Raw genomic sequence first — 26,441 nt, 5'->3', positions numbered from 1 at the left:
TATTTCTCAATGAGAGACCTCTATGCTTGTCCCGGGAACGGGGAGTGAAAACTGCTCTGCCTGGCCGTTTATTGAAAGGGAGAGCGGTGACGTATATGCGCACGTGTCCGCATGAGACTATACTTTTGAGAAGAATATCTGGTATACTTTCGAGTAACAGATTCTACAAAAGGAGTGAAACGATTTCTTTGTCAAAGCATTCCATGCTGTCATATCGACAGGAAGAGATCGCCTTTCAAAACGGGGACACTGTTCTTGCTGGAACGCTTTGCTTGCCGGAGGGTTCCGGCCCCTTTCCTGCCGTGCTGCTTCTGCCGGGCGCTGGCTCGATGGCGCGTGATGGGCTTGGGATGTTTCCTCACTATTGGGAGGCCTTCACGCGACGGGGCATCGCCACGCTTTCATGGGATAAGCCCGGCATTGGCGCTTCATCAGGCGACTGGACAACGCAAAGTCAGCAGGAGCGAGCAGAAGAGGGTGTAGCAGCGCTGAACTGGCTTCGGAGGCGGTCCGATATCGCTGCCGATAAGGTCGGGCTCTGGGGGATTAGCCAGGCCGGGCAGATCCTTCCCCTGATCTATACGCTGGCTTCAGAGGCCGTTGCGTTTATGATTGCTGCCTCGGTTCCGCCTGACATCGGCGATGAGCAGGAACTGTTTCGTGTGACCAATCACCTGTTGACAGAAGGATATGAGCTCACTGACGTTGATCGAGCACTGGCTTTCAGCAAAATTCGCTTATTTCTGCAAAGGGCCCAGGCCCCCTATAGCCTGGTTGAAAGCTTGCAACGGTTGATGTTGCAGGAACCCTGGCTCAGAGATGCCGGGATCTGGGATCAGAAGCGCTATGAGCAGCATATGCATGGAGAGGCACACAGCGATATACTCTCGCTCTTGAAAGAGGTTCGTTGCCCGTTCCTGGCCGTTTTTGGCGAACGTGACACAATTATCAACGGACAGGAGTGCGCCCGCCTCTATACTTCTGCCCTCAAGCACAATCCTGATGTTACTGTAACGACCATTCCTCAGGCCGATCACGCCCTGTTCTTGAGCCAGACAGGTGGTTTTCGCGAGATGGATCGTTCGTTTCTGCTACCCCCTGAACAGCAGTCCCTTGCGCCCGGCTATCTCGACCTGATTACACAGTGGGTGCAACAGCGCTTTATACTGCAACACGAAAAGGGGGCGCACTGAAAAAGGCAATATGCGAAAAATAGTGCAGGAGCATCCAGCCTGGAGAGAGTGCAGTTTGAGGAATACACGCTCTGACTGCTCGGCTGGATGCTGAAGAGTGGCTATTCTTCGGAGAGTTTCACCAGTTGCTTGCCGAAATTCTCGCCTTTGAGCATGCCTATAAACGCCTTTGGCGCGTTCTCCACGCCATGCGCGATACTCTCGCGATACTTGAGCTTCCCGGCCTGAAGCAAGGAAGTAAGTTCTTCCTGGGCCTGGGGCCAGAGATGCTGATAGTCACCGACCAGGAACCCCTGCATCTTGACGCGACTGGCGATCATCGCCCCGAAGTTGCGGAACTGAGCCGGCTGTGTCTCGTTGTATTGCGAGACCATGCCGCACAGCGCGATACGGGCGAATGTATTCAAACGGCCGAGTATTGTATCCATCACCTCGCCGCCAACATTCTCGAAATCGATATCAATGCCGTTCGGCGTGGCTTTTTCCAGATCTTCCTGTAAATTCCCGGCACGATGATCGACCGCCTGATCAAACCCGAGCTCCTGGACGATGTAATTGCACTTCTGAGGCCCGCCCGCGATACCGACTACACAGCAATCATGAGCTTTTGCAAGCTGTCCGACCACGCTTCCCACCGCGCCAGAGGCGGCAGAAACGACAACTGTTTCTCCCGGTTTTGGCTGGCAGATCTCGATCAGGCCGACCCAGGCGGTCAGTCCCGGCATGCCAAGCACCCCCAGATAAGTCGAGAGCGGAATATCCTTGCTTTCAGGCAACTTTTGCAGGCCCTTACCATCGGAGATCCCGTACTCCTGCCAGCCAAAATAGCCAAGTACCGCGTCTCCTTCCCGAAATTGCGGGTTTTTGGAGGCCTCCACCTTGCCAACGGTCCCCCCGACCATAACCTGTCCAATTTCGACGCTACTGGCATAGGATTTCGTCGCGTTCATGCGACCTCGCATATATGGATCGAGTGAAAGATAGATATTTTTGACTAATACTTCACCATCTTTGAGTGCGGGTACATCGGTCTCGACAAGACGAAAATTGCTCTCCTGTACCCATCCTTGTGGACGACTTGCCAGCACAATTTGTCGATTCTTCTTGCTCATAGGCATTGTCTCCTGTACATAAAAAATTGAGGCTACTTTATCCTCTCTTCTGGAACACGGTACAACGCCCTATCAGGTAACTGTGCCAATCACGTAGTACTTCGTTCCTCTGTTCCTTTCTGATAGAAGCTGCACCTCGGGTAAAAGAGACGGATTAAAGCCATATTGATACTTGATGAAACATCAGGTGCTCATATGTCTGATGTGCATCTGATACATAAAGATGCTGCCTGGAAAATCGATGCTATTGAAAATGTGTGCCTGAATCAGCTCTTCCGCTTTTTGAACACGCTTTCTATGAAGGTGATGCAAAAAAAGATCCACTTGACATCTAATCGAATAATGCCTTAAAATAGAGAAAGAATGAGCATCTTTTTTGCCTCCATTCTGAAGCTCTGACACATTGTGTCAACTTTGCTTTCAGCTTACTTGCTGGCTTTCTGTACAGGAAGTGAGTTGAGTTGCTCGCGTGGCCCGTTAACACGCGAGCATCTTTTTTGTGTATTGTTTGGCTTCAACGCACATATAACTCGCTTGTTGTCGGATCGATGCTCTCCCGGTTGAGCACTCTCCTTCTCAGTATATCGATTTTTAAATGAGTTGTAAAGGGAAGATAGCGGAGAAGTTGCGCTGGAAACGCTCTCTTTTAGCTAGAACATTTTTCCTCTTTTTCTGGGAAGAGAAATGATCTATACTGATGTATTTGAAGACCTGTTTGAGTATGAGTCGAGAACAGAATGAAGCACACAACCGATGTCGCCATTATTGGCGGTGGAATTATTGGCTGTGCCGTCGCCTATTATTTGAGAAAACATGCAATTGACGCGCTGGTGCTTGAACGGGGGGCTATCGGTTCACAGGCCTCTGGCGCGGCGGCGGGGCTCCTCGCCCCACTGGGCCCTCTTAGCGCACCAGGGCCGCTGGCGGAGCTGCTCATTTCTGGCCTGGATATACTGCTGACGCTGCTTCCAGAGCTGGAAGAGACGGCACAGATGCAGGTTCGCTATGAACAAACGGGAGCGTTACGTGTTGTGCGAAATCCAAAGCGGGTGGCACACCTCCGGAAGCGCTACGAGGCATGGCAGACGCTTGGCTTCTCTCCGTGCTGGTTGAGTGGCGACGAGGCTCGACAGCGGGTGCCGATGCTCTCGCCCGATGTGCTTGCCGCTGTCTACGCTCCCGAAGAGGGCCATATCTCAGCTCCCGCGCTTGTACAAGCATACGCCCGAGCTGCGCAACGGCTTGGCGCGCACCTCTATACCGAACAGGACGTCTGTCATATCTCTATCCAGCAGGAGCGCGTGACAGGTCTCCAGACAGCCCAGGGACTTGAGATCTCCTGCCGACATCTGGTGCTCGCGGCGGGTGCGTGGTCAACTATATGTGGACAATGGCTGCATGCCCCGCTCGCAGTTCAGCCGTTGCAGGGCCAGATGCTGGCACTTAAGCAACCTGAGCAATCGGTACAGCAGATCATTTTTGGTGAGGGCGCTTACATTATTCCTAAAGGTGAGACGGTCTTTGTGGGCGCAACAAAAGAGCAGGCCGGGCTTCAGCCGCAGGTGACTGCAGAAGGGGTTGCATGGTTGCGTGCGTCGGCCTGTAAGCTGCTTCCCTCCCTTGCAGACAGTCCAATGGTGAGGGCGTGGGCTGGCATACGTCCTCGAACGCCTGATCTACGCCCTCTCCTCGGGCCGCTTCCCGGGTGGGAGAACGTGTTTGTCGCGACCGGTCACAACAGCGTGGGTGTCATGTTGAGCGCAATTACAGGAAAAGTTATAGCTGACTTTATTCTCAATCGTGAGCAGCCTCAACTGATGCAATCATTTCTTCCTGCACGGTTTGCACAATAAGCGAGAGCTGCGCTAGAGAGCGTGGTGGTATCGAGGGCTGTAGCCGAAAAAAGACTTGAATATTGTCCAATAATGGTTTATCATGCGATACATGTAGAAGAGAATGCGCTTTTTCTTCCCTATCGAATTTCTACCTCTATTCCACCTCTATGAAGAAAGGGGATGGTTGATCGCGTGTTACAAACCACTAGAAAATTGATAGATCTCTACCAATGTGTGTCGATACACAGTGCTATTGCCCGTACCTATTGTGCAACAATCGCGCTCTATGGCTCCGCTCAGGATGCTGAAGCGCTCCTTTCGCTCTTTTTGCAGAATCCAGGGAGACGGGAAGAGCTGCTGCTTCCCATTCGCGTTCTGGGTGGCCCGGAGCTGGCGCAGCGCCTCTTTATGGCGAGCTTTCAGGAGGATATCTTGCGGGATGATATGCCAGAAGAGGTTCTGCTTTCACTGGGCTACATGGAGTTCCAACCGGCTGAACAGGCGCTCTGGTATTATGCGCGTCAGGGCGTTCCTGAAGCCTGCCTGGGGCTCCTGCACCTGCCCTGTGCCGGGCTGCGAGCAGACATCGAGGCGGAGATACGTCAGTGCTTCGGAAAAAGCTGGTGGCAGAGCGAGTTCCTGCCTGCCCTTGCAGTCAAAACCGGGCGACCGCAGTTGGCAAAGGAGCTCTTTGTGCTTGGCTCAACCACAGCCTCGACGGATTGCAACAGTGGCCTTGTGCTCGGCATTGCACTGTATGGAGAGCAGGGACGACCTTTTTTTGAAAACCTGCTCTGGGATTGCTTCTGGAATGCAGGCGATCAGGCGACAGTTGCCTACACTGCCATCGGGTGTCGCCTCCTGGATATCTCCCTTCTCGATCTCTTCGAGCAGGTCAAGCTACGACTGCAATATGAGCAGGAACAGCGTCAGAAAATCCATTATTGTAAATTACTGCTTTCCTTGCTCGAATGTTTTGCCTTGCACGAATCAGCATTTTCACCGCTGCTCAAGTTCGTGCCGGAAGGGCGCGACAACGCGCAGGAGCTGTATCAGGCGCTCTTTTGCGGGCGCTCGGGGCTGCCTGAGTTGATCCGGGCGCACCTCGGGCCGCAGGAGCCGCTGCTTCAGGAGTGCCACGAACTCAAAAAGTTCCTGGTTCTGAAAATGCAATGTCAGGTAGAGAGACAGCAACTTCTGCAATTGTGTTCTTGATTTTCTGTGTATGCTGTTTTCGCTCTTTTCTAGAAGTGGCGTGGTCAGAAGATGATCCACAAGATCGATACAGAGTGCAGTACAGATAAAAAAAGAAGTTGAGTATATAACGGTGCCTGCCGTGAGCCTGAGATAATCGGGCTGCAGAACCATGCTGCTTGAAACCGCCACAACTGTGACAGAGAGCTTGAGAAGCAGGGCGAACCCGCTTTCAAAGAGCGCGATATGCGCGAATATGGCGTAGAGTATGCCACTCTGTCGCCAGCACACAGTTCGGCATGAAGCCTGGGAGGTTGGTTGATGCCGCTACTGGAGGTGGATAGAACTGAGTAGATGCCAGGGGAACAGCATCAAGCCTCTTTCAGCAGGTGCCGGGGATACTCATTCTTGAAATACTGGAATACCTGTCTCCGTTTCAACCGGAAAAACGTGTTCAGAAAGAAGTACGTTCGAGCCGGGTTTTTCTCACCTGAGAAGCGGCCCGATGATTTGCCTTTTTCGCTTCGATGTGGCATTCTTTGGAAGAATAGAAGAAGTGTAATACTGATGAGGCTGAGCAGGAGGAATGATGGGAACCTATGAACCGCATAGCTATACATTTGCTCCAGGAAACGTTTTAACGATACGAAGCGTACAGCGAGAAGATGTCGAGCCGCTTATGCTGCTGAACCAGGAGGTGTTGAGCGAGGGCGATACGATGGTGACGTTACCCGAAGAGATGCAGGTATCAAGCAACCAGGCATCTGTGTGGCTGATACGGCGGGTTGAACATCCCTGCATGTTAACGCTGGTTGCCCGGTGTGGTGATACGCTCGTTGGCTACCTGCTTTTTACAGGTGAGCGCCTCAAGCGCTTCGAGCACACCGGCAGCTTTAGCATTGCCGTCAAAAAGGAGTGGCGCGGCATGGGTATCGGTACGCTGCTGCTACAGTCCTTGCTCGATTGGGTGAAGGCGCATCCGACGCTTGAGAAGGTCAATCTGGACGTATTCGCCACCAATAGCGGCGCGATCCGGCTCTATCGGCGGCTCGGTTTCGTGGAGGAGGGGCGCTTTCGTAAAGCAGTCAAGTTGGCACCCGGGCTCTATGTTGATCTGATTCGTATGGCACGCTTCGTCCGCTGATTTCTTCTATTTACAGAAACGTCTGTACATACAGATAGCTGAGGGGAAAGCATATGTGTATGTACAGACGCAGGGGGCTCTCTCCTACAGGGTTCTATTCTATAAGGAGTAGATAGAGCAAGGTTCACTATATCAGGAATGATACCGTTTCAGAAAGACGGCTAACTCCTGACCATTCAATAAAAGCTGGATTCGCGCTTTAAACCATGTGGGATCTTTGGCCGCTTCCAGAAACACGGTGCATGCAGCATGTACATCTGTCCCTCGATAAAGGACCCTTTTCCCTCCTTTAACCACATATTCCACCTTCTTTTTCTGCCTCACAACTTCCACCTTTCCCTTCTCCCTTTGATCAAGTCGGTGTTGCTCCTTTTACTTGCATCGCTTGAAAATAGCGTATTTGTTGAACCAGTCTCTGCTGAAAATGGACAAGAATTTGCTCCATTTGTGCCTCTCCATCCGAAACCTTCTGTCCTGCCACGCGGCGCATCTGTAGCATGTGATAGTAGCGCTGGATTGCCGCATTGACCGCGATAAGCTCCGTGTATGATGCCTTGAAATCAAGAAGCGGATCCTGGCATGCTTGCTGTTTCATCATATCCACCTTTCCCTTCAATCGCCTCTGTTCGTGTCAAAGACGCTGCATATTGAAATGTGGTATACTATTTCTTGTACCTACCTATGTAATAGAGAATTTTATAGTGCGAACACAATGTACTTCCTGGTTCACTTTTTGTGCATCTCTTGTAGTGATAGCTGTGGAGAAGGGTGTACCAATTGGTACCCTTGAAAGGGAGTGGCTTTGTGGAATGCAGTTCCTACCACCACGGACTGGTGATTAAAGAGTACCGCGAACGGCTCGGGAAGACGCAGGAATGGCTCGCCTCGCAGTGGTATGCGGACGGAAGCGGTGTCAGTGTGCGCTATGTGAAGGCGGTCGAAGCCGGGCAGAAGCTTATCACCGATCAGCAGCAGCTTCGCCACCTGAGCGAGGTGCTGGCGGTCCCGCTCTGGAAGTTCGGCCTGTCGGAGTTCAACCCGTTTGCTGGCCAGTTCCAGCGGCAACACGGGCATTCGCTGTTTCAGGAGACGCTGCAACTGGTTGAATGCCTGATCCATCAGGCCTGGCGTCTGCGCTATACGGTGGCACTTCCGCACACGGAGCAGGTTGTACAGCGGCTTCGAGCCCTGTTTACCTATTGCGCAACCGAGCTACCGAGCAATATCAAGCAAGAACGCACGTACATTATGTTGCTTGCCCAATATTATCAGCTACTTGGGGTGGTGCAGGTTGAGCGGAAGCAGTATCGTGCGGCGCTGCAATCGTACGAGCAGATGCAACGTGCTGCCGAGCAGATAGAGGATACGCCTGCCATCGTCCTTGCACTGATGTGCCAGGGGACCGAGCTTGAGCGCCTGGGCCAGAAGCAGGATGCGGTTCAGGCGCTTGAGCTGGCTCGTGATCGCTCATTTGAGACAAGCAAGCAAATAGCCGTGTTTATACATGCTTATCTTGCTCGTGTGTATGCCAGCAGTCATGATGCCCTGCGCTTTGAGCGTGCTGTACAGGCTGCTCGAAACCTTGCAAGCAAGCTGACGACCTATGGCGATGGTACCGATTTTCTCTATCATTCTCTCAGTGGCGTGATGGCTGAGGCAAGCTATGGCTATCTGGACATTGGAGAGCCGCTGAAGACGCTTGCGCTGCGCCCCGACATCGAGCGGCAGATTGAGGAGGACAATAACCGCTGGCTGCACGCCTGGGGTCCGCTCGATTATGCTCGGGCTTATCGGGCGATCGGGGAAATAGAGGCAAGCGTTGCAGAGGCACGGACTTTCTTCAAGCGCGGCCTGATGCTCCAATCGCCGCATGTGGTGAGTCGTTCCGTTGCTTTTCTACAGGAACTCGAAGAGGCAGGCTATCAAACGGTGACGGCTGTGAAAGAACTGCATGAAGAAATACTTGAGACGGCGCAGACGCTTCAGCCCGAGCTTCGGACCTCGATTCTAGAAACGCTGCGAGTCGAGTAGTACTCGTTCTCTTTTCTCGCTGTCGAGAGAAGGTTCTATGGATAGTGCCTCCTGCTTTTCTTCAGAGGAGCGAGAGGCACATGCAGAGTTCAGTGTTTGGCCAGATAGCGGAGATCGTTGGCGTAGGTTGTGCAGAGATGTGTGACGGTAGATCTCGGGTCGGTTGCTGGCTCTCGTTTGGCGTGAAGACGAGGTGTACGCCAATCAAGCAGATAGGGGCACGTCATGCATGATGACCAGACGCTCGATCTCCGGACCAATAGCGCCTTGAGTGTTGTGAAGCTCCTGACCGTTCTGCTCGAGAAAGATCAGCCCGGCGATCAACGCCGTACACTTGTTTCCATCAACGAAGGGGTGAGACCGCCTGAGATCGTTCATAGCAGGCTAACTGCTGAGGTCGCCAGGCCTGTCTGGTTGGTCGCTTCCAGACTGATACAGAGCAGTTCGTCAAGCGCCAGAGAGTGAGTGTGCATATTCTTCATTTTCCCTGTTTTTGGGATATAGAGGTAGTATGCAGGAAACAGAGAAGACGGGCAAGAGGGAAAACCCTTGCCCGGCTCTCTCAGGAGAAGTCATCCCACTGAAGGGACACCAGCAGCGAGATGACCGCCGCGCCGATGAGGGTTGCGATCAGGAAAATGAGGGCGAAAGGCGTGTTATGGGCAACCGTCGCCAGCGCACAGCTCTGGAGCAAACCAAGCGCGTAGGTAATCAGCAAAAGCCCATAGCCCCATTTCTTAAATTGCCACGTGCCGACGATCCCGATAAGACCCATCGTTCCGATGAGAAGCTGAGAGGTGCTGGCGTGTCCCATGAATACCAGCCAGATGTTCACCAGGTAGAACGCGCTCAGCAGCAGCAGCCAGACAGTCAGGAGGCGTCCGCGCTCGGGTGGCGCTTTCGCAAAGCTCTCGCGCAACTGCATCTGAAGCCGCTCTATTTGCTGTTGATACTCGGTCAACTCGGCCCGGAGCTGCTCGACCTCTTGCCTCTCGTCGGTCTCTCGCTCGGGGATAAGGTGCACGTGATTCATCGAGTGTGAAGGTTCCCGTTGCATAACGATCTCTCCTATTACTAGAAAACAAACGGGTCTACGGTGCGGTCTTATCCTTCACATTTCACTTTTTGTACGCTCATCACTCAACCTCTGCCTTTTCTGTGCATTGCATCAAATCTTCAGATGAAGTGCTATTCTAATGCAAAAACTCGAAAAAAGCAAGCAATACTCGCTCAGCAACTCGATTGCCGCTCGCTGCATTTCCTCTTGAACTGGCCGCGGGAAGGCCGATATTCTGTCCCCAAAAGCCGCGTTAAAAAAGGAGAACCCGCTTCTCACTCTGGATCGAATTTATTGCATATTCTTGCATTATGTAGCTTTTACCGGTATACTGACTGTAGAGGGTGCCAGTGCCTTTCCTCTTTTTCTACCTCTTCTATTCATGGAGCTAAAGATAATGGGGAATAGCGATTTTCACGGAGCGCTTTTCGTGCCTGCTGCGCATCATTGGGTGGGTCGTGAGGGTCAGCAGCCTGCATGGATTATTCTGCATGGAACCGCGGGTTTTACCACTGCCCGCCAGTGCGCCGACTACTTCGCTGATCCCGCCACAGAGGCCTCTGCACACTATATTGTGGGGCGTGATGGTGAGGTGATTCAATGCGTGCATGAGATAAATGCAGCGTGGGCGAATGGCGCAATTACCGGAGAGCCGGGTACAGGCGGTGATGGCGTCCATCATGACGCATGGTGGTCGCAGATGGGGCTCAATCCCAACCTGCTCACCATCGCCATTGAGCATGTGAAGCCAAGTCAGGATAACAGCGACTCGCTGACAACCGAGCAGAAAGCCGCCTCATTTCGTCTGATTGCGGACATCTGCCAGCGGTGGGGGATTCCGCCGCGCTTCGCTGATGCCCGGGGCGGCATTACAGGCCATTTCTCGATAGACCCTGTCAACCGTTCAGGCTGTCCGGGGCCGTATCCGTGGGCCGAGTTGTGGGAGTTTGTGAAAGGTGGTGCAGCAATGGTTCCTTCCGGTTGGAAAGATGATGGCAAGACGCTTGTAGCGCCGAACGGGGTCAAAGTGGTGCAGGGCTTTCGCGACTACGTGCTTGCTCACGCATGGCATGCCGATAACTGGCCGCTTGAGAGCGAGCATGGGGCAACGCCCGTTGAGATCAGTAATCCGAGCCTGGGAGGCGGCACGCGCCAACGCTTCCGCTGGACCACGCTTGAGTGGACACCCAAACGAGGCGTTTTTGAGGCCTGGACCGGGCAGGAATTACAGGCCTATGAGCTTCGCACCGCCGCGCTGAATAAGGAAGTGGCCGAGTTGAAAGCCAAGCTCGCCGCTCGGCCTGTAGGGCTCACTGAGCCGATGCAGAACGCTCTGCGCAACGCCTTGCCAGTGCTGCAATACCTGTGTAAATAGAGACTACATTCGGAAGGCCTTCCAGGTGCACGGAGGGCTTCCGTGAGCGCATATGTGGAGTTGATGGGAGGATGGTATGACGTTTACGCTCAACGATATTGAAGATCTGGTGCGCCTTGACCTTTTTGATGCAGGAGGATCGCGCTGGACCAACCGCGATATTGACCGCGCGATCGAGAAAGCCGTGACGCGATACAGCGAGGTTGCTCCCCATATTATCCCCGCTGACCTTGCGACGCAGCCCGCGCAGCGCTCTTACCTGTTGACGGGAACCGTCGCGCCGCCGCTTCGGGTGGATCGGGTGCTCTACCCGTTTCACATCTATGGTTCAGCCTTTCCTCCGCCTGAAAAAGCGGTGAATGCGGCACTGAGTGCAGGTGATGGGCTTTCTATCGGGACATATCGTTATGCTGTTTCTTATATCACCGCGAATGGCGAAACGACGCCCGGCGCGATCGCGACGATTACAACTGCCTCGGGTTATCGCTATGTCGTGCTGAATGATATTCCGGTCGCGCCGCTTGTCAGGGGGACCGCGGGCACGCCGAACCGTGTGATTGCTCGTAACATCTATCGCTCGCTGGTGGGTGACACGTCGCTGCACCTGCTGGCGACGCTTCCCGACAACGCGACGACCACCTATGTCGATACCATGCCCGATGAGGAACTGAGCAAGCGACCGCTCCCACCAACGGTCAACACCTCGGGCGTGCCGCTCTGGCCGCAGCAGGAGAAGCCATTCGCCGAGCAGGTGACACAGAATGGCATCCTGATTACGTTGCTGATCCCGCCTGAGGAGCTGCCGACCACCGAAGGCGAGGTCATTCGCGTGCTCTATGCGACCCGCCACCAGCTCGACGACTACGGCAGCACGATCCCCGAGCAGCACAAGGAGCTCATTATTCTGGGAGCAAGCGCCTATGCGATGGAGGCCTATCAGGTGCCGACGAACGACAATTTTCGGTTTCAGGATGGGGCCCTCGGCGATCGCTTCGATGATACGAGCGTTCCTGTCGCCTGGCGCATCGCGGCGCTTCAGAAGATGCGTCAGTTCCTCGAACAGCTTGAGCAGCTTCGCATCGAGTCTACGTCCACTGCCTGGGTGCGTTGGGGTGAACGCGTGTAGAAAGGAAAAGCAAGCATGGAGACAGTAAACACAGCTCTCAGCACGGTCAGTATTCTGATGACGCTCTGCGCGGTCTGTGGCGGCTTTCTGGCCTGGCGCACCGGCGCAACCCGCACCGCAAATGAGGTACAGCAGCGGGTCATCGATGCGCTCAACACCGAGCTCGACACGCTTCGGGCGCGCCTGGACACCATCGCCCGCGAGAAGACCCGTCTCGAAGCGGTGATAGCGGCAATCTGTGCAGCAATGCGGAACCGCGGCATGAGCGTCGACATTCAGGGGGAACTGGTTCTGATTCAGGATGTGCAGGGCGGCAGTATCGCCACGCGCATTCAGCAGATAAAGGAGTAGAAACGGGGTATGGCGCAGATTGGTCGTGATTGTGAACTGCTTCTGGATAACGTCGGCTACTTTCTGAAGCCCGGCACCTACGTGATGAAGCAGTCGCGCCTGAGCCATGCGACGCCGCGTCTCGACGGTGGTCTTGCCTATGTCGATGGCGGCCCGGCCCGGCGCGTCTGGACGATGACCCTGCTGTGTGTTGATGGGCTCAAGCGCTACAACGGCCAGAGAACGGGCGTGAGCGGTCAGCAGTATCGTGACTGGCTCCGCGCCTCCTACCTCAACAATGTGGGGCGAACGATCTCCTTTGTCGAGCCGCTTGGTGGCAACGCGCTTCCCGTCTACTTCGACAGCTATGAGGAACGCGTGCTTGATCTGCATACGCAACTGGCGGCGCTTGACAGGCCGATTGAGTGTAACTATGAGGTGACGATCTCGTTGCTTGAGGCATAGGGAGGGGAGAGGATGACGGAGCGGCGCATAGGCTGGTTCGCCCGCGAGGTGCTTGGCAGGCCGCTGTACTGGTATCAGGAAGAGGTCGGGGACGCAATCCTCGAATCGGTGTTGAGCGGGGCCGGACGCACCTTCACCGTGATGTTCGCCCGCCAGATGGGCAAGAACCAGCTCAGCGCCGTGCTTGAGGCCTATCTGCTCTTCTGCATGGATGAGGGCAGCATTGTTAAGGCAGCCCCCACCTATAAGCCTCAGGTGGTGAACTCGCGGCAGCGCCTGCTTTCCCTCCTCGAGGCGCCGCTGACCGCGCCCCGGCTCTGGAAATCCTACGGCTACATCGTGGGTCTTGCGCCTGCTCCAGAAGCCGGACAGAGCGGGCCGCGTGTGCTCTTTTTCTCTGCCGGGCGCGAAAGCCACATCGTGGGCGCGACGGCCTCGCTGCTCCTGGAAGTCGACGAGGCGCAAGATGTCGCACCCGAAAAGTTCGATATCGAGCTGAAGCCGATGGCGAGTACTACTAACGCCACGACGGTCCTCTATGGCACCGCCTGGACGGATGATACCTTGCTTGCGCGCATGCGGGCCCACAACCTTGAGCTTGAACGGCAGGACGGCATCAAGCGGCATTTCGAGTACGATTGGACCACGCTTGCCGCCATCAACCCGCGTTATCGGGCCTTTGTTGAGGGTGAGATAGCGCGCCTGGGAGCAGATCATCTCTCGATTCGCACGCAATACCTGCTTCAGCCTCTCGATAACAACGGGCGCTTTCTGGGTGAAGTGCAGCTTCAGCAGCTTCAGGGCTCTCATTGCTGGCAGGCCGAACCGGACGAGCAGGCGCTGTACATTGCCGGGCTCGATATCGGTGGCGAGGCTCGGGAAGCGGAGTCGCATGATAGCACTGTGCTGACGATTGCTCGCGTGAGCTGGAACGAGTTCGATCTTCCCTGTCTGCACATTGTGCACCATTGTTGCTGGAACGGAATGACGCACCTTGCTCAATATGCTGCCCTCTCGCATCTGATCGAGCGCTGGAATATTCGGCGGCTGGTGGTTGATAGGACGGGGCTTGGCGAGGGCCTGGCCTCTCTGCTCTGCGAGCGCTTTGGTGGGGAGCGTGTCCAGCCATTTCAGTTCACGCGCCAGTCCAAGAGCCGCCTTGCCTATCACCTGCTCAGCCTGATTCAGGCCGGACGCTGTACGCTCTATCGTCCCGAGGGAGCGCCCGCGCCGCTCTACACCGAGTGCTGGAAGCAACTGACCCTGACGCGTTGTGCCTCGGCAGGGGAAGGACTGCTCTCCTTCTCGGTCGACCCTTCAGAGGGACATGATGACATGGTGATGAGCCTTGCCCTCTGTGCCGAGGCGCTGAAATCAATGCTTCCCGCCGCCGAGCGCAGCCTGATCGTCCGGCCTCGCCCTCGCTACCTGGATGGTCCCTTGTAAGAGAGAGGATGGCCCCATGAAAACACCACTGCAACGAGAGATCGATAGACCATTCTCTCCTGAAAGCAAGTCTCATTCGATCATTCAAGCAACAGAACAGATAGCAATTGTGTGTATCCTGAAGATGGGTGAATCGAATTTTATTGATATATTGCAGAAGCATGCTTCAAAGTATGTACATGTGTTTCATTTTGTAGTATACTATCGGGCAGGGACAGTAAAAAAAGCTGGAGAGAACGGAGCCACGGTACACAATCACAGGAGCAGAAGGCTTTCTTTACTGACCGGAGAGGCGTCGCGGGGATGCGGGGCCGGAGGTGGAAGCGGCGTCTCTCCTTTTTTTCCGCACAAAAATGCGCCCGACCCTTTGCGTATCGAAGCAGGGGGCGTGCATCTGGAAAGGAGTTGAAAACACTATGTTGCAATGGCTCAAGCGACCTTTCAGACGTGTTCAGGAGCGCGAAGAAGAAGGAACCTGGCGGGCGTTGAGTCCCGTCTATACCCCTCATGAGCCACGGGACATCTATGCCCGCTGCTACGAGGCCTATCACACAAACCCGCTCGCCTTCGCCATTATTGAGATGACCACCGCCTTCGTGCTTGGAAAGGGCATCTCAATCGACGCCGAACACCCGCGTGTACGCGACGTCTTGCGGACGTTCTGGAATGATCCCGCCAATCTGATGGATGAGCGTATCTATCAAATGTGTACCGAGCTGGCGCTGTATGGCGAGATCTTTGTGCGCTTCTTTATCAATAAATACGATGGCACAGTGCGCATTCGGTTGATCGATCCACAGTTGATCGACGAGATTGAAACTGATCCACAGGATATCGAAACACCGCTTCGTTTTCGGCAGCGCCCGACCGGGGCCTTCTCGCAGCAGGAGACCTGGTATCGTGCTGGTGAAGAGATGCTGCATTTCGCGATCAACAAGGTATCGAACGAGCGACGTGGCTCTTCTGACCTGATAACGCTGCTCCCCTGGCTGCAACGCTACAAAGACTGGCTCACCGATCGCGTGCGTATCAATCAATATAAAAGCGCCTTTCTCTATGATGTGACGGTTCGGGGAGCCGATCGGCGCACGCTCGACCGCAAGCGGCTGGAATACGCCTATCCACCGGAGCCGGGCAGTGTGATTATCCACAATGAGGCGGAAGAGTGGAAAGCCGTACAGCCGAACATCAACGCGAACGATGCCCGCGAGGATGGGCGCGCGATTAAATTGATGATCGCGGCCGGGGCGGGCCTGCCAGAACACTATCTGGCCGATTCCAGCCACGGGAACCGGGCGACGGCCTCCGAGATGACCCTTCCCACCCTGCTCAAATTTGAGCGCCGTCAGCGGGTTATCAGGCACATTCTGAGCTGTATTCTGGATCGGGTGATCTTTGAGGCGCAGGAGGCCGGGCGGCTGAGCAGACACATCAATGTGCGCTATGAAATCTCTATGCCCGAAATCGACGTTGATGACAATCAGAGTCTGGCGACGGCCATGCATCAAATGGTGCTGGCGCTTGGCGAGGCGAAGATGCAGGGATGGGTGAGCGACGAGACGGCCATGCGACTGCTCTTCAAGTTCGCGGGCGAAGAGGTGAACGTCTACGACGAAATCGCTCGTATTGCGCATTCGCGTGGATTGCGAAAGGAGTAAGCTTCTGTATAGCAAGTATCAACATGTGCGGGAAGTGCTCTGGAAGAGTCTGAGTCCCTGGCGGCGCACCATGACCTTTGTGTACGATCAGGACGGGACGATCAGCTATCGAGCGGGGTCAGTCGTTTTTCGCCAGCTTTCGGGCGCCAGAGCGCCCGGGGACGCCGTGCTGCTGCTTCCAGCGGAGATATCGCTTGCTGGCGTGGTGTTGATTGCCGATACAGAGAACGCGACCAGGGACGCCGTCCAGGCAGCCCAGAAATACAGGGTCGTTGAACAGGAAAGGCGTGTGCTTGATGAGCAGCAGCACATTGTCTATCTCCGCTCTCTCTAGCGTCAGGCTTCGGTAATCGCAGCTTCAGGGATTGAAGGAGCGCGATGGAGTGGAAGGCTGAAACAGAAGGTTGAGCCGTGCCCCTCTTCGCTCTCCACCCAGATGCGCCCGTTCTGGCGCTGGATGATCTCAGCCGAGATATAGAGACCCAGACCCATACCGGGAATCGCTCCTCGACTGGGCTGCTCGATCCGATAGAAGGGCGTGAACAGGTTCTCCTGTTCCTCTTTCGGGATGCCGGGGCCGAAATCCTGTACGCAGAGAGTCACATTCTGGTCATCCACGCACGTTCTGATGATCACGCGTTCCCCTTCGGGAGCGTACTTGATCGCATTTGACAGGAAGTTTGTAATCACCTGTCCGGTTCGTTCGCGGTCGCCCCAGATGGCTGCATCAACGCTGCCTTCACGGATCAGCGTCACCTTATCGGTAGTGGGTTGAATCTCTTCGATAATGTCGTTAACGAGGGCGTCAAAATCGTAGAACTCTTCGTAAAACTTGAGTTTGCCCCCTTCGATTCTGGTCACATCAAGCAGATCATCGATCAGGCCGGTAAGCTTGTTAATCTGCGAATCCATGCGCATTGCCTGCCGCGTAAGCTGTTCATCGCCGAGCTTCTCAAAGCGCCTGCGAAGCAGTTGTGCATAGGCTTTCAAGCTGGTGAGCGGTGTCTTAAGCTCATGCGTAACAATGCTGATGAACTCATTGCGCCGCTGCTCTAGCTCTTTGCTCTCGATTTGCTCGCGCAGCAGCTTCTCGCGTTCTAGCTCGGCCTTCTTACGCTCGATAGCATAGCGAATGACGCGATAGAGGAGCTCGCTTTGAAGCTGCGTTTTCGAGATATAATCGTCTGCGCCAGCCTGAAGCGCCTGAATATCAATCTCGTACTCACTGGCGCCGGTCAGCAGGATGATTGGTTTCGCATAGTGCTGACTGCGAGCATTGCGAATCAGCTCAATGCCGTTATGCGCGCCAAGCCGATAATCAAGCATGCAGATATCATGCTCGGTACTCAGCATACGATCAAGGCCTGCGTTGTAATCGGTTGTCCAATCGATTTCGTAGCGGGTGTTTGGAATCTTGGCGAGATGGCGTTTGAGGAGCAGATAATCCTCCTCATCATCCTCAATCAGAAGCAGCCTTGTCAGTAGTTTTTCCATACTTCTCCTCTTGAGGCAAAGTGACAACTTCAAACCAGTATTTCCCGAGCATCTGCATCACATCAATAAGTTTCTCGAAAGTGACCGGTTTGGTGATGAAGGAGTTAACTCCCAGTCGATACGATCGGTAAATGTCCTCCTCTGCCTTTGACGTTGTAAACACAACAACTGGAATATTCTTCAAATCGTCATGTGACTTGATCTCACGAAGTGCCTCTCGTCCATCTTTGCGGGGCATGTTCAGATCAAGCAGAATCAGGCCAGGACGAGGCGATGAATCGGGATCGCTGTACTTGCCACGCCGCAGCAGGTAATCGAGCAGCTCTTCCCCATCGCGCACGCTTTGGAGCGTGTTGAGGAGCTTTCCCTTGCGCAGGGCCTTCTCGGTGAGCATAACATCATCTTCGTCGTCATCAGCCATCAGAATGACGATGGATTTCTTAGTTTCCTCCATCTGACGGATTCTCCTTCGGGTGTACTGGAAGCATTACAATAAAGGTGGCGCCTTCTCCGTGCGCGCTTTTTGCCGTAATAATACCGCCATGCCGCTCAACGATTTTTCGCACGACAGCAAGACCAATACCGGTCCCTTCGTATTCTGAGCGTCCATGCAGACGCTGGAAAACGGTAAAGATGCGATCAAGATATTTCTCATCGAAGCCAATGCCGTTATCTTCAACGTAGAGTTTACAGATTGGCGGATCTCCGCTTACCTCTGCATAGACTTTGACTCGTGGCGGGACATCGCGTTTATGAAATTTGAGAGCGTTTCCAATCAGGTTCTGCAATATCTGTTGCATTTGCGACGGATCGGCGGTGATCGTGGGGAGCTTCTCTATCTCTACCTTTCCCCTGGTTTCCTCAAGTCGTGTTTCCAGATTGTCCAGCGCGTCTTGAGCAATCTCGTTCAGGTCAACCTCAGTGAATGGTTGGGCCTTTGTGGTCACCCGAGAGAACGTCAACAGATCGTTAATCAGGCGCCGCATACGGCCTGCGGCGTTCCGCATGCGATCGAGATAGGCTTTGCCATCTTCCAGTTTAGAACCATACTCTTCTTCAAGCAGATTACCAAATGCTTGAATTTTTCGCAACGGCTCCTGAAGGTCGTGAGAAGCAACATAGGCGAATTCCTGCAATTCTTGATTACTTTGCTGCAACTCGGTATTGACCTGCCGAAGCTTTTCATAACTTCGTGCCAGCTCTTCCGTACGCTCGAGCACCAGTTGTTCCAGGCGAGCGTTAAATTCCTGGGTCTGTTTCAGCAGGCGCACTTTTTCCAGCGCCAGCGCGATGCGGCTTGCCAGCTCTTCGGCGACGGCCAGATCAACTTCACTGTAGCTGCGTTTGGCCTTTGCCGAAACAAAGGTAATCGCGCCCGCGGCCTCATTTTGCACGGTAAAGGGCACAATCATGGAAGAAACGGCTCCCTGCTCACGCAGCCACTGATATTCCTGCTCGTTTCTGGTGAGTTCCCGTAAGTGCTGTTCCGAAATGCGGGGGTTCAGAATCGACTTGCCTGTACGGATTGCTTTCTCGGCGAGCTGGGCCAGTGGTGGATCAAGCGGCGCGCTTGCGGAGATATCGGGATGGACGATTGTCAACCGCTCAAGCAAATTTCCCTGATCGAGCAGATCAACGCGACACCAGTCTGCAATAGTCGGGACGGCGCTTTGTGCTGTACTGTGCAGCGCGTCCTGATACGTTTTGGCGGTCACAAGCTGCTTGCTTGCCTCTGCCAGAAAGTGGATATGCTCCAGCGTGCGTTTCTGTTCGGTGATATCGCGATTCACTTCCAGATAGCTGATCTCGCCTGTATGTGGATCTTCGACCCGGCTCCAGCGGCTGGCCACGACGATACGTGAACCATCACGTCTGGTATGAAGCAGCTCACCTTCCCAGGTGGGTTCTGTCTCAAGCAACTCATAGAGCGCGTCCAGCGGAATCGGGAATTGTGTATTCAGGACCTGATAGAGCGTCTTGCCGAGTATTTCTTCCTCTGTCCAGCCGTATATCACCGTAGCGCCGCGATTCCAGTAGAGAACACGATTTTGCCTGTCATGGACGATAAACGCATCATAGGAGGCCTGCAATAGCGCTGCCTGCCGTGCAAGCTGAATTTCGCCCTCTTTACGTTCGGTGATATCAATATTAACGCCGATCATGCGTTCGGGGTGCTTTTGCTCGTTATACAGCACATGCCCTTTAGCCTGGAGCCAGCGTACCTGCTTATCAGGACGAATGATCCGAAACTCGGTCTCAAAGACCCCGGTGTTGTGAATGGCATCCTGTAAACTGGCGTTTGCCTGCTCTTTATCTTCGGGGTGAACCCATGTCAACCAACTGGCGTAATCCCCGCCAAACTCGCCGGGTTGGAGCCCGTAGAGCGCTTCGAGTTCTGGTGTCCAGATATTGATGTCTCGTTGTAGGTCCCATTCAAACGTGCCAATGCTGCCAACCTGTTGTGCAAAGGCCATGCGTTCCTTTTCGTATTTGAACTGCTCCAGTTGCTTCTCGGTTGAGCTTTGTCGTGACTTCTCCATTTTATACCGCTTCGCTTCATTCTTAATGGGGGGAATGCGGATGGCTTCCCCTCCATACTATAACATCTTTGTCACCCTTTGGACAATGCTTTTCTTCCTGCAAAAACGAAGAGAGAAATAGAACATTCTAGCAATAGATGTTGTGCCCAACCTCCTTCGTCCATCGTTTGACCTCTGCTATTATAAAACAGTGGAGGGTTTTTGTTAAGTATGGAAAATGTAACATAAAACAAAAGTACTGTAAACAGAATCATCAGCCTGTTCAAGTGATTTCTATTTCGGTAGAAACCGAAATACTTGAAGAGAATAGCAGGTAAGATGGTTTTTTGCTGATTGAAGCGTAGTTCGTTTATTCCGATGTCGGGTGCACAATAGCGGCTTGCCTGTGAGGGTTCCCCTGTGTGTACTGTATCGACGGATGAGAGAGTTTCAGCAGGGTTTTTTTGGCATGCCAGGGGGGTGGAGTGCAACCCATTGCGCGTAGAGCGCACTCCGAAAATATCCAGGTGAGTCCAGAGCGAAAAGCCCAAAGAAAAAGGCTGTCATTTGGTCATCAGAAAGAGAATGACCATAGCGACCTCGCCTGCTGCTGCCGAGAGCAAATAGAGGCGTGGTTCTCCTCCCCTGACTTTGAAGATCCCGAAAAAGCAGAAAAGGAGTGCTGTAAGAAGAAGAAGAGCAGTGGCTACCACTTTCAGCATAAGATGGACAAGCATTGATTCTCTCCTCATACATAGTAGCAGTTTTGCCTCCACTATATGTGACCCGCGAAGGAAGTGTCAACGTTCCTGAGACTTCCTTCGCATGTCGGGAAAAGAGACGAACGCCCTTACAGAGCGCTCGCTATCTCTGATGATGCCCCGGCCAGGGATCGAGGAACTCAATCTCTTCGACGCTCCTGACGAGTGTGCCATGCGTGCGTACGCCAAAGCCGTTCAGGACATGGTTGTGATGGGCGATGATCTGATCAGCTCGCAGCACGTCATTATCAGAGGTCGAATGGCCCTCTTTCACCAGCGTTGCATCATACCCCAGATTGCCGATTATGCGGCAGGTGGAATCAATACACCGATCAGTTTTACAGCCGGTGATCACAAGATGCTTGATTCCAAGCCGTTCCATCGTCTCCTGAAGGGGTGTCTCGAAGAAAGCGTCATTGCCGGCTTTGCGAATGATGATATCGTCTGCCGTGGGAGCAACAGCGGGATGAATGGCGAAATCAGGGCCCTCTACATCGATATCCTGCACATAGATGACGGGTGCGTTCTGGGCCCGCGCCTTTTCACGCAAGCGGTTTATCGTTGCAAACAGCGTCTCGGTCTGGGCAACATCGGCGACCACGCCAATCTGGACATCGAGAATCAATAATGCGGTTTCGCTCAACGGAGGTACTCCTATCTTTCATGTTTTCAAGTCGACGTGCAGAGAAAACAAACAGAGAAGAAAAACGAGCTTGCATGGGGCACCTCCTTTCTACCCGATCTGTGCGGGACAGAGATTTTCCGGAGCATACCATACGCATGCCTCAGCCGTCAATGTATTCGCTTTTCTCTTGTTATTAGATACGATGCTCTGGCGAAAAGGGGACATCCAAAACGCCCAATTTTCGGGTTGGCGCAAAAATTCGTTGAGCGGTATCGTTTTTATCTGCTTCCTCGTATAAAGGATTGGGTGCTTGCTCTAGATGGTCTTGACATGCAGCTTTTGATGACGTTAGAGTGTAAGGTGTGTGGAACACACATACAATGATGATTGTCATTGGAGGTGATATGCAAACTCGTCGTTTTGGTCGTACAGAGATGCAGATTACGCCAATCGGCCTGGGAGCCTGGGCGATCGGCGGTGGTAACTGGTCCTCTGGTTGGGGACCGCAGGATGACAAGGCGTCAATTGAGACGATTCAGCGTGCACTCGATCTGGGAATCAACTGGATCGATACCGCAGCCGTCTACGGGCTTGGTCGCTCCGAACGCGTGGTCGGACAGGCAATCAAGGGACGCCAGCGCCCCTATATCTTCACCAAATGCTCGCTTGTCTGGGATGAGCAGCGCAACATTGGCAACAGCCTGAAGGCCGATTCGATCCGCCGTGAGGTTGAGGAGAGTTTGCGCCGTCTCGACATCGATGTGATCGACCTCTATCAGATCCACTGGCCGAATCCCGATCCCGATATTGAGGAGGGATGGAGCACACTCGCCGAGCTGAAGAAAGAGGGCAAGGTGCGCCATATCGGCGTCTCGAACTTTAACGTGGAGCAGTTGCGCCGCGCCGAGAAGATCGCGCCTGTAGAGACGCTTCAGCCGCCTTATTCGCTGCTTAATCGCTCAATCGAGCAAGAGATCCTGCCGTACTGCCAGCAGCATGATATCGGGGTGATTGTCTATTCTCCGATGGCCTCCGGTCTCCTGACAGGCCGCATGACGCCCGAACGCGTCGCACAGATGCCCGAGGACGATTGGCGCAAGCATGCCGAACAGTTCCAGGAGCCGCGCCTGTCTCGTAATCTGCAACTGGCCTCGCTGCTTGGTGAGATCGGCAAGGCTCATCAGGTTTCGGCTGGTGTGGTGGCGCTTGCCTGGACGCTGCACAATCCAGCGGTGACCGCCGCGATTGCCGGTGCTCGCCAGCCCTACCAGATTGAAGAGCTGGCTCCCGCGCTCGACTTCAGCCTGAGCGAGAGTGAGATCCGGCAGATTGAACAGTTTATTGCCGAACATCCCTAAAAAGTGCAATCTGCAAACCCCGGGCAGATTCCCGGGGTTTCTCTATTTCTGTAGCTCTGCGTTGAGCGCATGCTAGAGGGTGGGCAGGCGCAAGCTCCGTTCGATTTGTCGACCTCCCACATAGGTCATCAGGAGTCCGAAGCCAACGCAGAGCAGGAGCCGGATCAGCGCGTGTAGCATGATATCGAGCACGCTCACGCCTCCGAATAGCATCTGTGGTGACCCGAAGAGGAAGAGGAAATCAATCCCCAGGCTGAGTGCCAGAAACAGGCAGATACTCCACAACGCTGTACGCATGCTTCGACTGATACTGGAGGTTCGCCCTGTCGCTTTCCTGCCCATCAAGTAATAGAGCAGGCCAGCGAGCAGTGCACTGAGGATACTGAGAGTCAATCCAATCACAAAGTAGCTATAATCGAGCGGGAAATAGAAAATACGACTGAGAATCAGAATACACTGATTGCTGAAGAATAGCGCGAAAATGCGTAGAAGAATATAAAGCAACAGCAGTAGCGTTCCTGTAATGCTTCCATAGAGAAGAAGTGCCTTCCGGGTTCCTCCGGTTTTTCGTGGCTGCATGGTGAACTCCTTTCTGGCAAATTGGCCCGTCATTACAGAAACGCTTGAGCCGCGAAGAAGCAACATCATGCGGGGGGCAACTCAAGCCAGAGCGGCCTGAGTTGCGTTGCATGCTTAATAAGCAGCAGTAAAGCGACGGCGCTCGAATTGTGGCTTCTCAACCTCGTCGAGGATGGCGACCGCGAAATCTTCCATTGAAATGCGGCTCTCGCCCTTCTCATCGGTCACCAGTTGATCGGTTCCCAGACGATACGTGCCGGTGCGCTCACCCGGCTCGATAAGCCCGGCGGGGCTGGCATAGGTCCAGTTGACATCAGAGGCTCGATAGACCTTCAGCGCCTCGGCCTGTCCGCGCGCATTGGATTTCCAGGCCTCGGGGAACTCGGGCGTGTCCATCAGTTGCACGCCAGGAGCCACCTCAAGGCTACCGGCCCCACCAACGACGATCAGGCGCTTGACCCCTGTCTGCTTGACTGCCTGAATCAGCGCCCGGGCGACATCTGCTAACACGCTATCTGGCTGGTTGCCTGCGGTGCCGAACGCGCTGATCAGCAGGTCGTTACCCGCGATCAGGTTCGCTATCTGAGCGGCGTCGCGAGCATCTCCCTGCACTGCCTTGAAATGCGGATCATTGATCGTTGAGCGCTCCGGGTTGCGTTCAATCGAGGTCACCTCGTGACCCCGCTTGAGCGCTTCAAGGGCGATCCGCTGACCGATGCGACCGGTTCCACCAATCAATGCTATCTTCATTGTGTCTTTCCCTCCGAAATTGAAACTGCTCTGGTTACAAATAGGCCGAAAAAGAAAGGCGCTGCTTTCTTTCATTGTAGCAATGCACCCTTATCTGTAACCAATATGGTTACGAATACACCTCTTACTATAGCCCCAAAGGGCTGACTCTGTCAAGCGGTAGAAAACGGGCCTTTGAAGTGTGTCTCTTGTATGCAGACAAAACTTTCGATATACGGTACAATAGAAGGAGGAATGCTACAACGGCTGGATATGAACTATTTTGAGAGGAGAAGAGTATGTCACATATGCAGCAGACAATTTCAACATATGTAGCTGGCTGGCAGGAGGGGAATCGAGAAAAGATTCTTTCCTGTCTTGATCCTGCCTGTGTCATTATAGAGGCACATGGCTCTACTTTTAGAGGAAAGGATATGGTCGCACGCTGGGTTGATTCGTGGTTTCACGAAGGAAATATAGTCAATAGCTGGAAAATTCTGGACCTGCATGAGGCCGATGATTCCTGCTTTTTTGAGTGGATTTTCGAGTGTACCCATGAAGGCAAGGTAGCGGCTCTTGAAGGGGCCTCTCTGGCCAGGTTCAGGGATGGCGCTATCATCTCCATGCGCGAGTATGCAACGGTGGCCCCCCGGCATGAGTGGGACGGCTAAGCGGCCTGGCGATCCGGTCGGCTGGCCGGATCCTCTTTTCCTTGAAATCTACCGTCGGCACTCCCAGTACCGTTTTTTCTATGAATGTCAGAAAATACGCAAAAACAAGATTATTTCGGGGAAAAGAGCTGCTAACCGTTTCCCGATTTACGTGCGCCGATGCATAGCGTATAATGGACAGTGCGTTGTGACACTCGCAGGAGGCAGGCGGCGCTGAACCTGAAAAGAGAAAAGAACCGTTTCAGAAGGAGAGGCGAGCGTGCAGGCGTAGATGATGGCACGAGCTGTCATACAGTTGCTGATGAGCGGTTGTGCTGTTACTCTTCCCGGGCTTGTCCGTTGTAGCAGGTGGATGAGGCTTCATATCGATGTTCGTGAATAATGCTATTTGGTTTCTGGGGCTTCCTTGCAGTAACTCCATTCGCGCTAAATTCGGAATGCCCGTCGAGATTGCGGAATAGTTCACAGACATTGATCTATGTACATGTTATGCTGTTTTCAGATGTAGACGAGAGTGCCGCAGCGCCACGTGGAAAAGAGCGCCTGTATGAGGTAGAAGGTGCCGCACTTCCGTTTTTCTCTGACGCTTCTGGAAAAGATGAGAGAGAAGCGATCTCATTACAGGAATAGTTTTCTGTATTTTTAATACATTGGGGAGGCCAGTATGTCAAATCCGTATGATAATAATCAGCCACCATATCAGCCATTGGAGCCGACGCAGTATGCTCCGCAGGGCAGAGGAGCGTATCCACCACCACCACCACAAGGACAGCCCAATTACGGCCCTGGAGGGCAACCGAACTATGGCCCTGGAGGGCAGCCCAATTACGGCCCTGGCGGGCAGCCGAACTATGGACCCGGGATGCAGCCGCCATATATGCAGCAGCCTCCACGTCGCAAAACAAATCCGCTCGGTTGTATTATCAGTGCAGTCGTTGTTGTCTTGATTGTTGGCGGTATCTTTGCCTGGAACATGTTTCAGGGGTTCCAGAAAGAGCAGGCGAAAAGTCACTATCCTTTCAGTGCAGATGTTGCTTTTGACGAATCACTGAACTCTTCGGATGATAACTGGTATACAGGCCAGGGTTGTAACTTCGCGGATAGCTCCTATCAGATGAAAGAGTCAGAAAAAGACTATTATCTGATGTGCAGCCGTGATAAAGTATTCACAAACTATACCTATGAAATCACGATGAAGGACATGCAGGGGGCGCCAGATAGCATGGGCGGTATTCTGGTTGATTGGCAGCATATCACCAAAGACGCGCTTATGTTCTTGATCACCAAAGATGGCAAACATTTCGGACTATACAAGCATAAAGATCTTGCAGTTGATGAGAGCGAGCAGTTTAAGAGCTTGAAAGAGGGCAATCTACCCGAAACGGTCAGCTTCCCGGTCAAGCTGGCTGTCAAGGCAGATGACTCCAATCTGACATTCTACGTCAACGAAAAAGAGGTGTATAAGACCAGCCGAGAAGATCATTCCGGGCAGATCGGCACCGCAATTCTGTGTGGCTCTTCGCCCACGACGATTGACTTCACGAACGCGAAACTCTGGAAGCTGGACAATTGACACTCCCCAGGCCAGAAGGGCGGGGATTCTTCCTTCATCCAGCCTGCTTGCGCGGCGTCGCAGTGCGACGCCGCGTAGCGGCAGGCTGTCCAGAAGCGTTCGACGAGACACCCTCGTCGGTTCCCGTCTGCCCGACGGTACCCTGTAGCGCTTTGTGCAAGATATT

The 26,441-nt window shown here is 53.8% G+C and carries 27 protein-coding genes; 15 read left to right on the top strand and 12 right to left on the bottom strand.

The window, feature by feature from the left end:
- Positions 1 to 188 precede the first annotated feature (188 nt).
- The gene (locus EI42_RS24200) at positions 189 to 1,193 is read left to right on the top strand and encodes an alpha/beta hydrolase family protein (RefSeq protein WP_170142878.1); all 1,005 of its coding nucleotides are present in this window, start codon (positions 189 to 191) and stop codon (positions 1,191 to 1,193) included.
- Positions 1,194 to 1,294: 101 nt separating this feature from the next.
- Here the strand turns inward: EI42_RS24200 and EI42_RS24195 are convergent, their stop codons facing one another.
- On the bottom strand, positions 1,295 to 2,305 hold the full coding sequence (locus EI42_RS24195) for an NADP-dependent oxidoreductase (RefSeq protein WP_246046541.1): 1,011 nt from the start codon (positions 2,303 to 2,305) through the stop codon (positions 1,295 to 1,297).
- A 737-nt stretch (positions 2,306 to 3,042) separates the two neighbouring features.
- Between EI42_RS24195 and thiO the strand changes: the two genes are divergently transcribed.
- The 3 genes from thiO to EI42_RS24175 all read left to right on the top strand — a co-directional run bounded on the left by thiO (position 3,043) and on the right by EI42_RS24175 (position 6,478).
- Positions 3,043 to 4,158, top strand: coding sequence for a glycine oxidase ThiO (thiO, locus tag EI42_RS24185; protein WP_111325219.1), 1,116 nt, complete (start codon positions 3,043 to 3,045; stop codon positions 4,156 to 4,158).
- Positions 4,159 to 4,374: 216 nt separating this feature from the next.
- Entirely contained in the window at positions 4,375 to 5,355 is a 981-nt protein-coding gene (locus EI42_RS24180) for a hypothetical protein (protein WP_137686410.1), read from the top strand.
- A 565-nt stretch (positions 5,356 to 5,920) separates the two neighbouring features.
- A complete protein-coding gene (locus tag EI42_RS24175; RefSeq protein ID WP_111325217.1) occupies positions 5,921 to 6,478 on the top strand; it encodes a GNAT family N-acetyltransferase in 558 nt (185 codons plus the stop codon).
- Between the two features lie 352 nt (positions 6,479 to 6,830).
- Here EI42_RS24175 and EI42_RS24165 read toward each other — a convergent pair whose 3' ends face one another.
- Complete coding sequence (locus tag EI42_RS24165; RefSeq protein ID WP_111325215.1) at positions 6,831 to 7,076, bottom strand: hypothetical protein; 246 nt, start codon at positions 7,074 to 7,076, stop codon at positions 6,831 to 6,833.
- 206 nt (positions 7,077 to 7,282) lie between these two features.
- Here EI42_RS24165 and EI42_RS24160 point away from each other — a divergent pair, with 206 nt between their 5' ends.
- Positions 7,283 to 8,509 carry a helix-turn-helix domain-containing protein gene (locus EI42_RS24160; RefSeq protein WP_111325214.1) on the top strand — a complete coding sequence of 409 codons (1,227 nt, stop codon included), beginning with the start codon at positions 7,283 to 7,285 and terminating at the stop codon, positions 8,507 to 8,509.
- A gap of 204 nt (positions 8,510 to 8,713) precedes the next feature.
- Here the strand turns inward: EI42_RS24160 and EI42_RS32790 are convergent, their stop codons facing one another.
- Together EI42_RS32790 and EI42_RS24155 are read right to left on the bottom strand one after the other, a co-directional pair.
- The gene (locus EI42_RS32790) at positions 8,714 to 8,887 is read right to left on the bottom strand and encodes a hypothetical protein (protein WP_170142877.1); all 174 of its coding nucleotides are present in this window, start codon (positions 8,885 to 8,887) and stop codon (positions 8,714 to 8,716) included.
- A 184-nt stretch (positions 8,888 to 9,071) separates the two neighbouring features.
- Complete coding sequence (locus EI42_RS24155) at positions 9,072 to 9,566, bottom strand: coiled-coil domain-containing protein (protein WP_111325213.1); 495 nt, start codon at positions 9,564 to 9,566, stop codon at positions 9,072 to 9,074.
- A gap of 397 nt (positions 9,567 to 9,963) precedes the next feature.
- Here EI42_RS24155 and EI42_RS24150 point away from each other — a divergent pair, with 397 nt between their 5' ends.
- From EI42_RS24150 to EI42_RS24115, 7 genes are all read left to right on the top strand, one after another.
- The gene (locus EI42_RS24150) at positions 9,964 to 10,941 is read left to right on the top strand and encodes an N-acetylmuramoyl-L-alanine amidase (RefSeq protein WP_170142876.1); all 978 of its coding nucleotides are present in this window, start codon (positions 9,964 to 9,966) and stop codon (positions 10,939 to 10,941) included.
- Positions 10,942 to 11,017: 76 nt separating this feature from the next.
- Positions 11,018 to 12,067 carry a hypothetical protein gene (locus EI42_RS24145; RefSeq protein ID WP_111325211.1) on the top strand — a complete coding sequence of 350 codons (1,050 nt, stop codon included), beginning with the start codon at positions 11,018 to 11,020 and terminating at the stop codon, positions 12,065 to 12,067.
- A gap of 15 nt (positions 12,068 to 12,082) precedes the next feature.
- Entirely contained in the window at positions 12,083 to 12,418 is a 336-nt protein-coding gene (locus EI42_RS24140; RefSeq protein WP_111325210.1) for a hypothetical protein, read from the top strand.
- Between the two features lie 9 nt (positions 12,419 to 12,427).
- Positions 12,428 to 12,862 (top strand): hypothetical protein, encoded by a 435-nt coding sequence (locus tag EI42_RS24135; protein ID WP_111325209.1) that lies wholly within the window; start codon positions 12,428 to 12,430, stop codon positions 12,860 to 12,862.
- 12 nt (positions 12,863 to 12,874) lie between these two features.
- Positions 12,875 to 14,308: a phage terminase large subunit family protein gene (locus tag EI42_RS24130; RefSeq protein WP_111325208.1), complete on the top strand. Its 1,434-nt coding sequence runs from the start codon at positions 12,875 to 12,877 to the stop codon at positions 14,306 to 14,308.
- A 416-nt stretch (positions 14,309 to 14,724) separates the two neighbouring features.
- Entirely contained in the window at positions 14,725 to 15,966 is a 1,242-nt protein-coding gene (locus EI42_RS24120) for a hypothetical protein (protein WP_111325206.1), read from the top strand.
- Positions 15,967 to 15,991: 25 nt separating this feature from the next.
- On the top strand, positions 15,992 to 16,300 hold the full coding sequence (locus EI42_RS24115) for a hypothetical protein (protein WP_111325205.1): 309 nt from the start codon (positions 15,992 to 15,994) through the stop codon (positions 16,298 to 16,300).
- Positions 16,301 to 16,302: 2 nt separating this feature from the next.
- Here EI42_RS24115 and EI42_RS24110 read toward each other — a convergent pair whose 3' ends face one another.
- The 5 genes from EI42_RS24110 to EI42_RS24095 form a co-directional block, all read right to left on the bottom strand.
- Complete coding sequence (locus EI42_RS24110) at positions 16,303 to 17,460, bottom strand: hybrid sensor histidine kinase/response regulator (protein ID WP_111325204.1); 1,158 nt, start codon at positions 17,458 to 17,460, stop codon at positions 16,303 to 16,305.
- Positions 17,426 to 17,914: a response regulator gene (locus EI42_RS24105; RefSeq protein ID WP_174843968.1), complete on the bottom strand. Its 489-nt coding sequence runs from the start codon at positions 17,912 to 17,914 to the stop codon at positions 17,426 to 17,428. The genes EI42_RS24110 and EI42_RS24105 overlap by 35 nt, the downstream gene beginning before the upstream one ends.
- Positions 17,901 to 20,000, bottom strand: coding sequence for a PAS domain-containing sensor histidine kinase (locus EI42_RS24100; RefSeq protein ID WP_111325203.1), 2,100 nt, complete (start codon positions 19,998 to 20,000; stop codon positions 17,901 to 17,903). The genes EI42_RS24105 and EI42_RS24100 overlap by 14 nt, the downstream gene beginning before the upstream one ends.
- A 542-nt stretch (positions 20,001 to 20,542) precedes the next feature.
- On the bottom strand, positions 20,543 to 20,716 hold the full coding sequence (locus EI42_RS32785; RefSeq protein WP_170142875.1) for a hypothetical protein: 174 nt from the start codon (positions 20,714 to 20,716) through the stop codon (positions 20,543 to 20,545).
- A 127-nt stretch (positions 20,717 to 20,843) separates the two neighbouring features.
- Positions 20,844 to 21,383: an isochorismatase family protein gene (locus tag EI42_RS24095; protein WP_170142874.1), complete on the bottom strand. Its 540-nt coding sequence runs from the start codon at positions 21,381 to 21,383 to the stop codon at positions 20,844 to 20,846.
- A 386-nt stretch (positions 21,384 to 21,769) separates the two neighbouring features.
- Here EI42_RS24095 and EI42_RS24085 point away from each other — a divergent pair, with 386 nt between their 5' ends.
- Positions 21,770 to 22,723, top strand: a complete 954-nt coding sequence (locus EI42_RS24085; RefSeq protein WP_111325279.1) for an aldo/keto reductase — start codon at positions 21,770 to 21,772, stop codon at positions 22,721 to 22,723.
- Between the two features lie 72 nt (positions 22,724 to 22,795).
- Here EI42_RS24085 and EI42_RS24080 read toward each other — a convergent pair whose 3' ends face one another.
- Both EI42_RS24080 and EI42_RS24075 read right to left on the bottom strand, forming a co-directional pair.
- Positions 22,796 to 23,302, bottom strand: a complete 507-nt coding sequence (locus EI42_RS24080; RefSeq protein ID WP_111325200.1) for a hypothetical protein — start codon at positions 23,300 to 23,302, stop codon at positions 22,796 to 22,798.
- Positions 23,303 to 23,416: 114 nt separating this feature from the next.
- A complete protein-coding gene (locus tag EI42_RS24075) occupies positions 23,417 to 24,052 on the bottom strand; it encodes an NAD(P)-dependent oxidoreductase (protein ID WP_111325199.1) in 636 nt (211 codons plus the stop codon).
- 278 nt (positions 24,053 to 24,330) lie between these two features.
- On the opposite strand from EI42_RS24075, the gene EI42_RS24070 reads away from it, so the two are divergent.
- Entirely contained in the window at positions 24,331 to 24,702 is a 372-nt protein-coding gene (locus EI42_RS24070) for a nuclear transport factor 2 family protein (RefSeq protein ID WP_111325198.1), read from the top strand.
- 147 nt (positions 24,703 to 24,849) lie between these two features.
- On the opposite strand, the gene EI42_RS33460 is transcribed toward EI42_RS24070, so the two are convergent.
- Positions 24,850 to 24,993: a hypothetical protein gene (locus EI42_RS33460; RefSeq protein WP_211326329.1), complete on the bottom strand. Its 144-nt coding sequence runs from the start codon at positions 24,991 to 24,993 to the stop codon at positions 24,850 to 24,852.
- A gap of 373 nt (positions 24,994 to 25,366) precedes the next feature.
- On the opposite strand from EI42_RS33460, the gene EI42_RS24065 reads away from it, so the two are divergent.
- Complete coding sequence (locus tag EI42_RS24065; protein ID WP_111325197.1) at positions 25,367 to 26,275, top strand: hypothetical protein; 909 nt, start codon at positions 25,367 to 25,369, stop codon at positions 26,273 to 26,275.
- The last annotated feature ends 166 nt before the right edge of the window (positions 26,276 to 26,441 follow it).

The sequence above is a fragment of the Thermosporothrix hazakensis genome (assembly GCF_003253565.1).
Classification (GTDB): domain Bacteria; phylum Chloroflexota; class Ktedonobacteria; order Ktedonobacterales; family Ktedonobacteraceae; genus Thermosporothrix; species Thermosporothrix hazakensis.
This window is presented reverse-complemented; position numbering and strand designations above follow the sequence as displayed.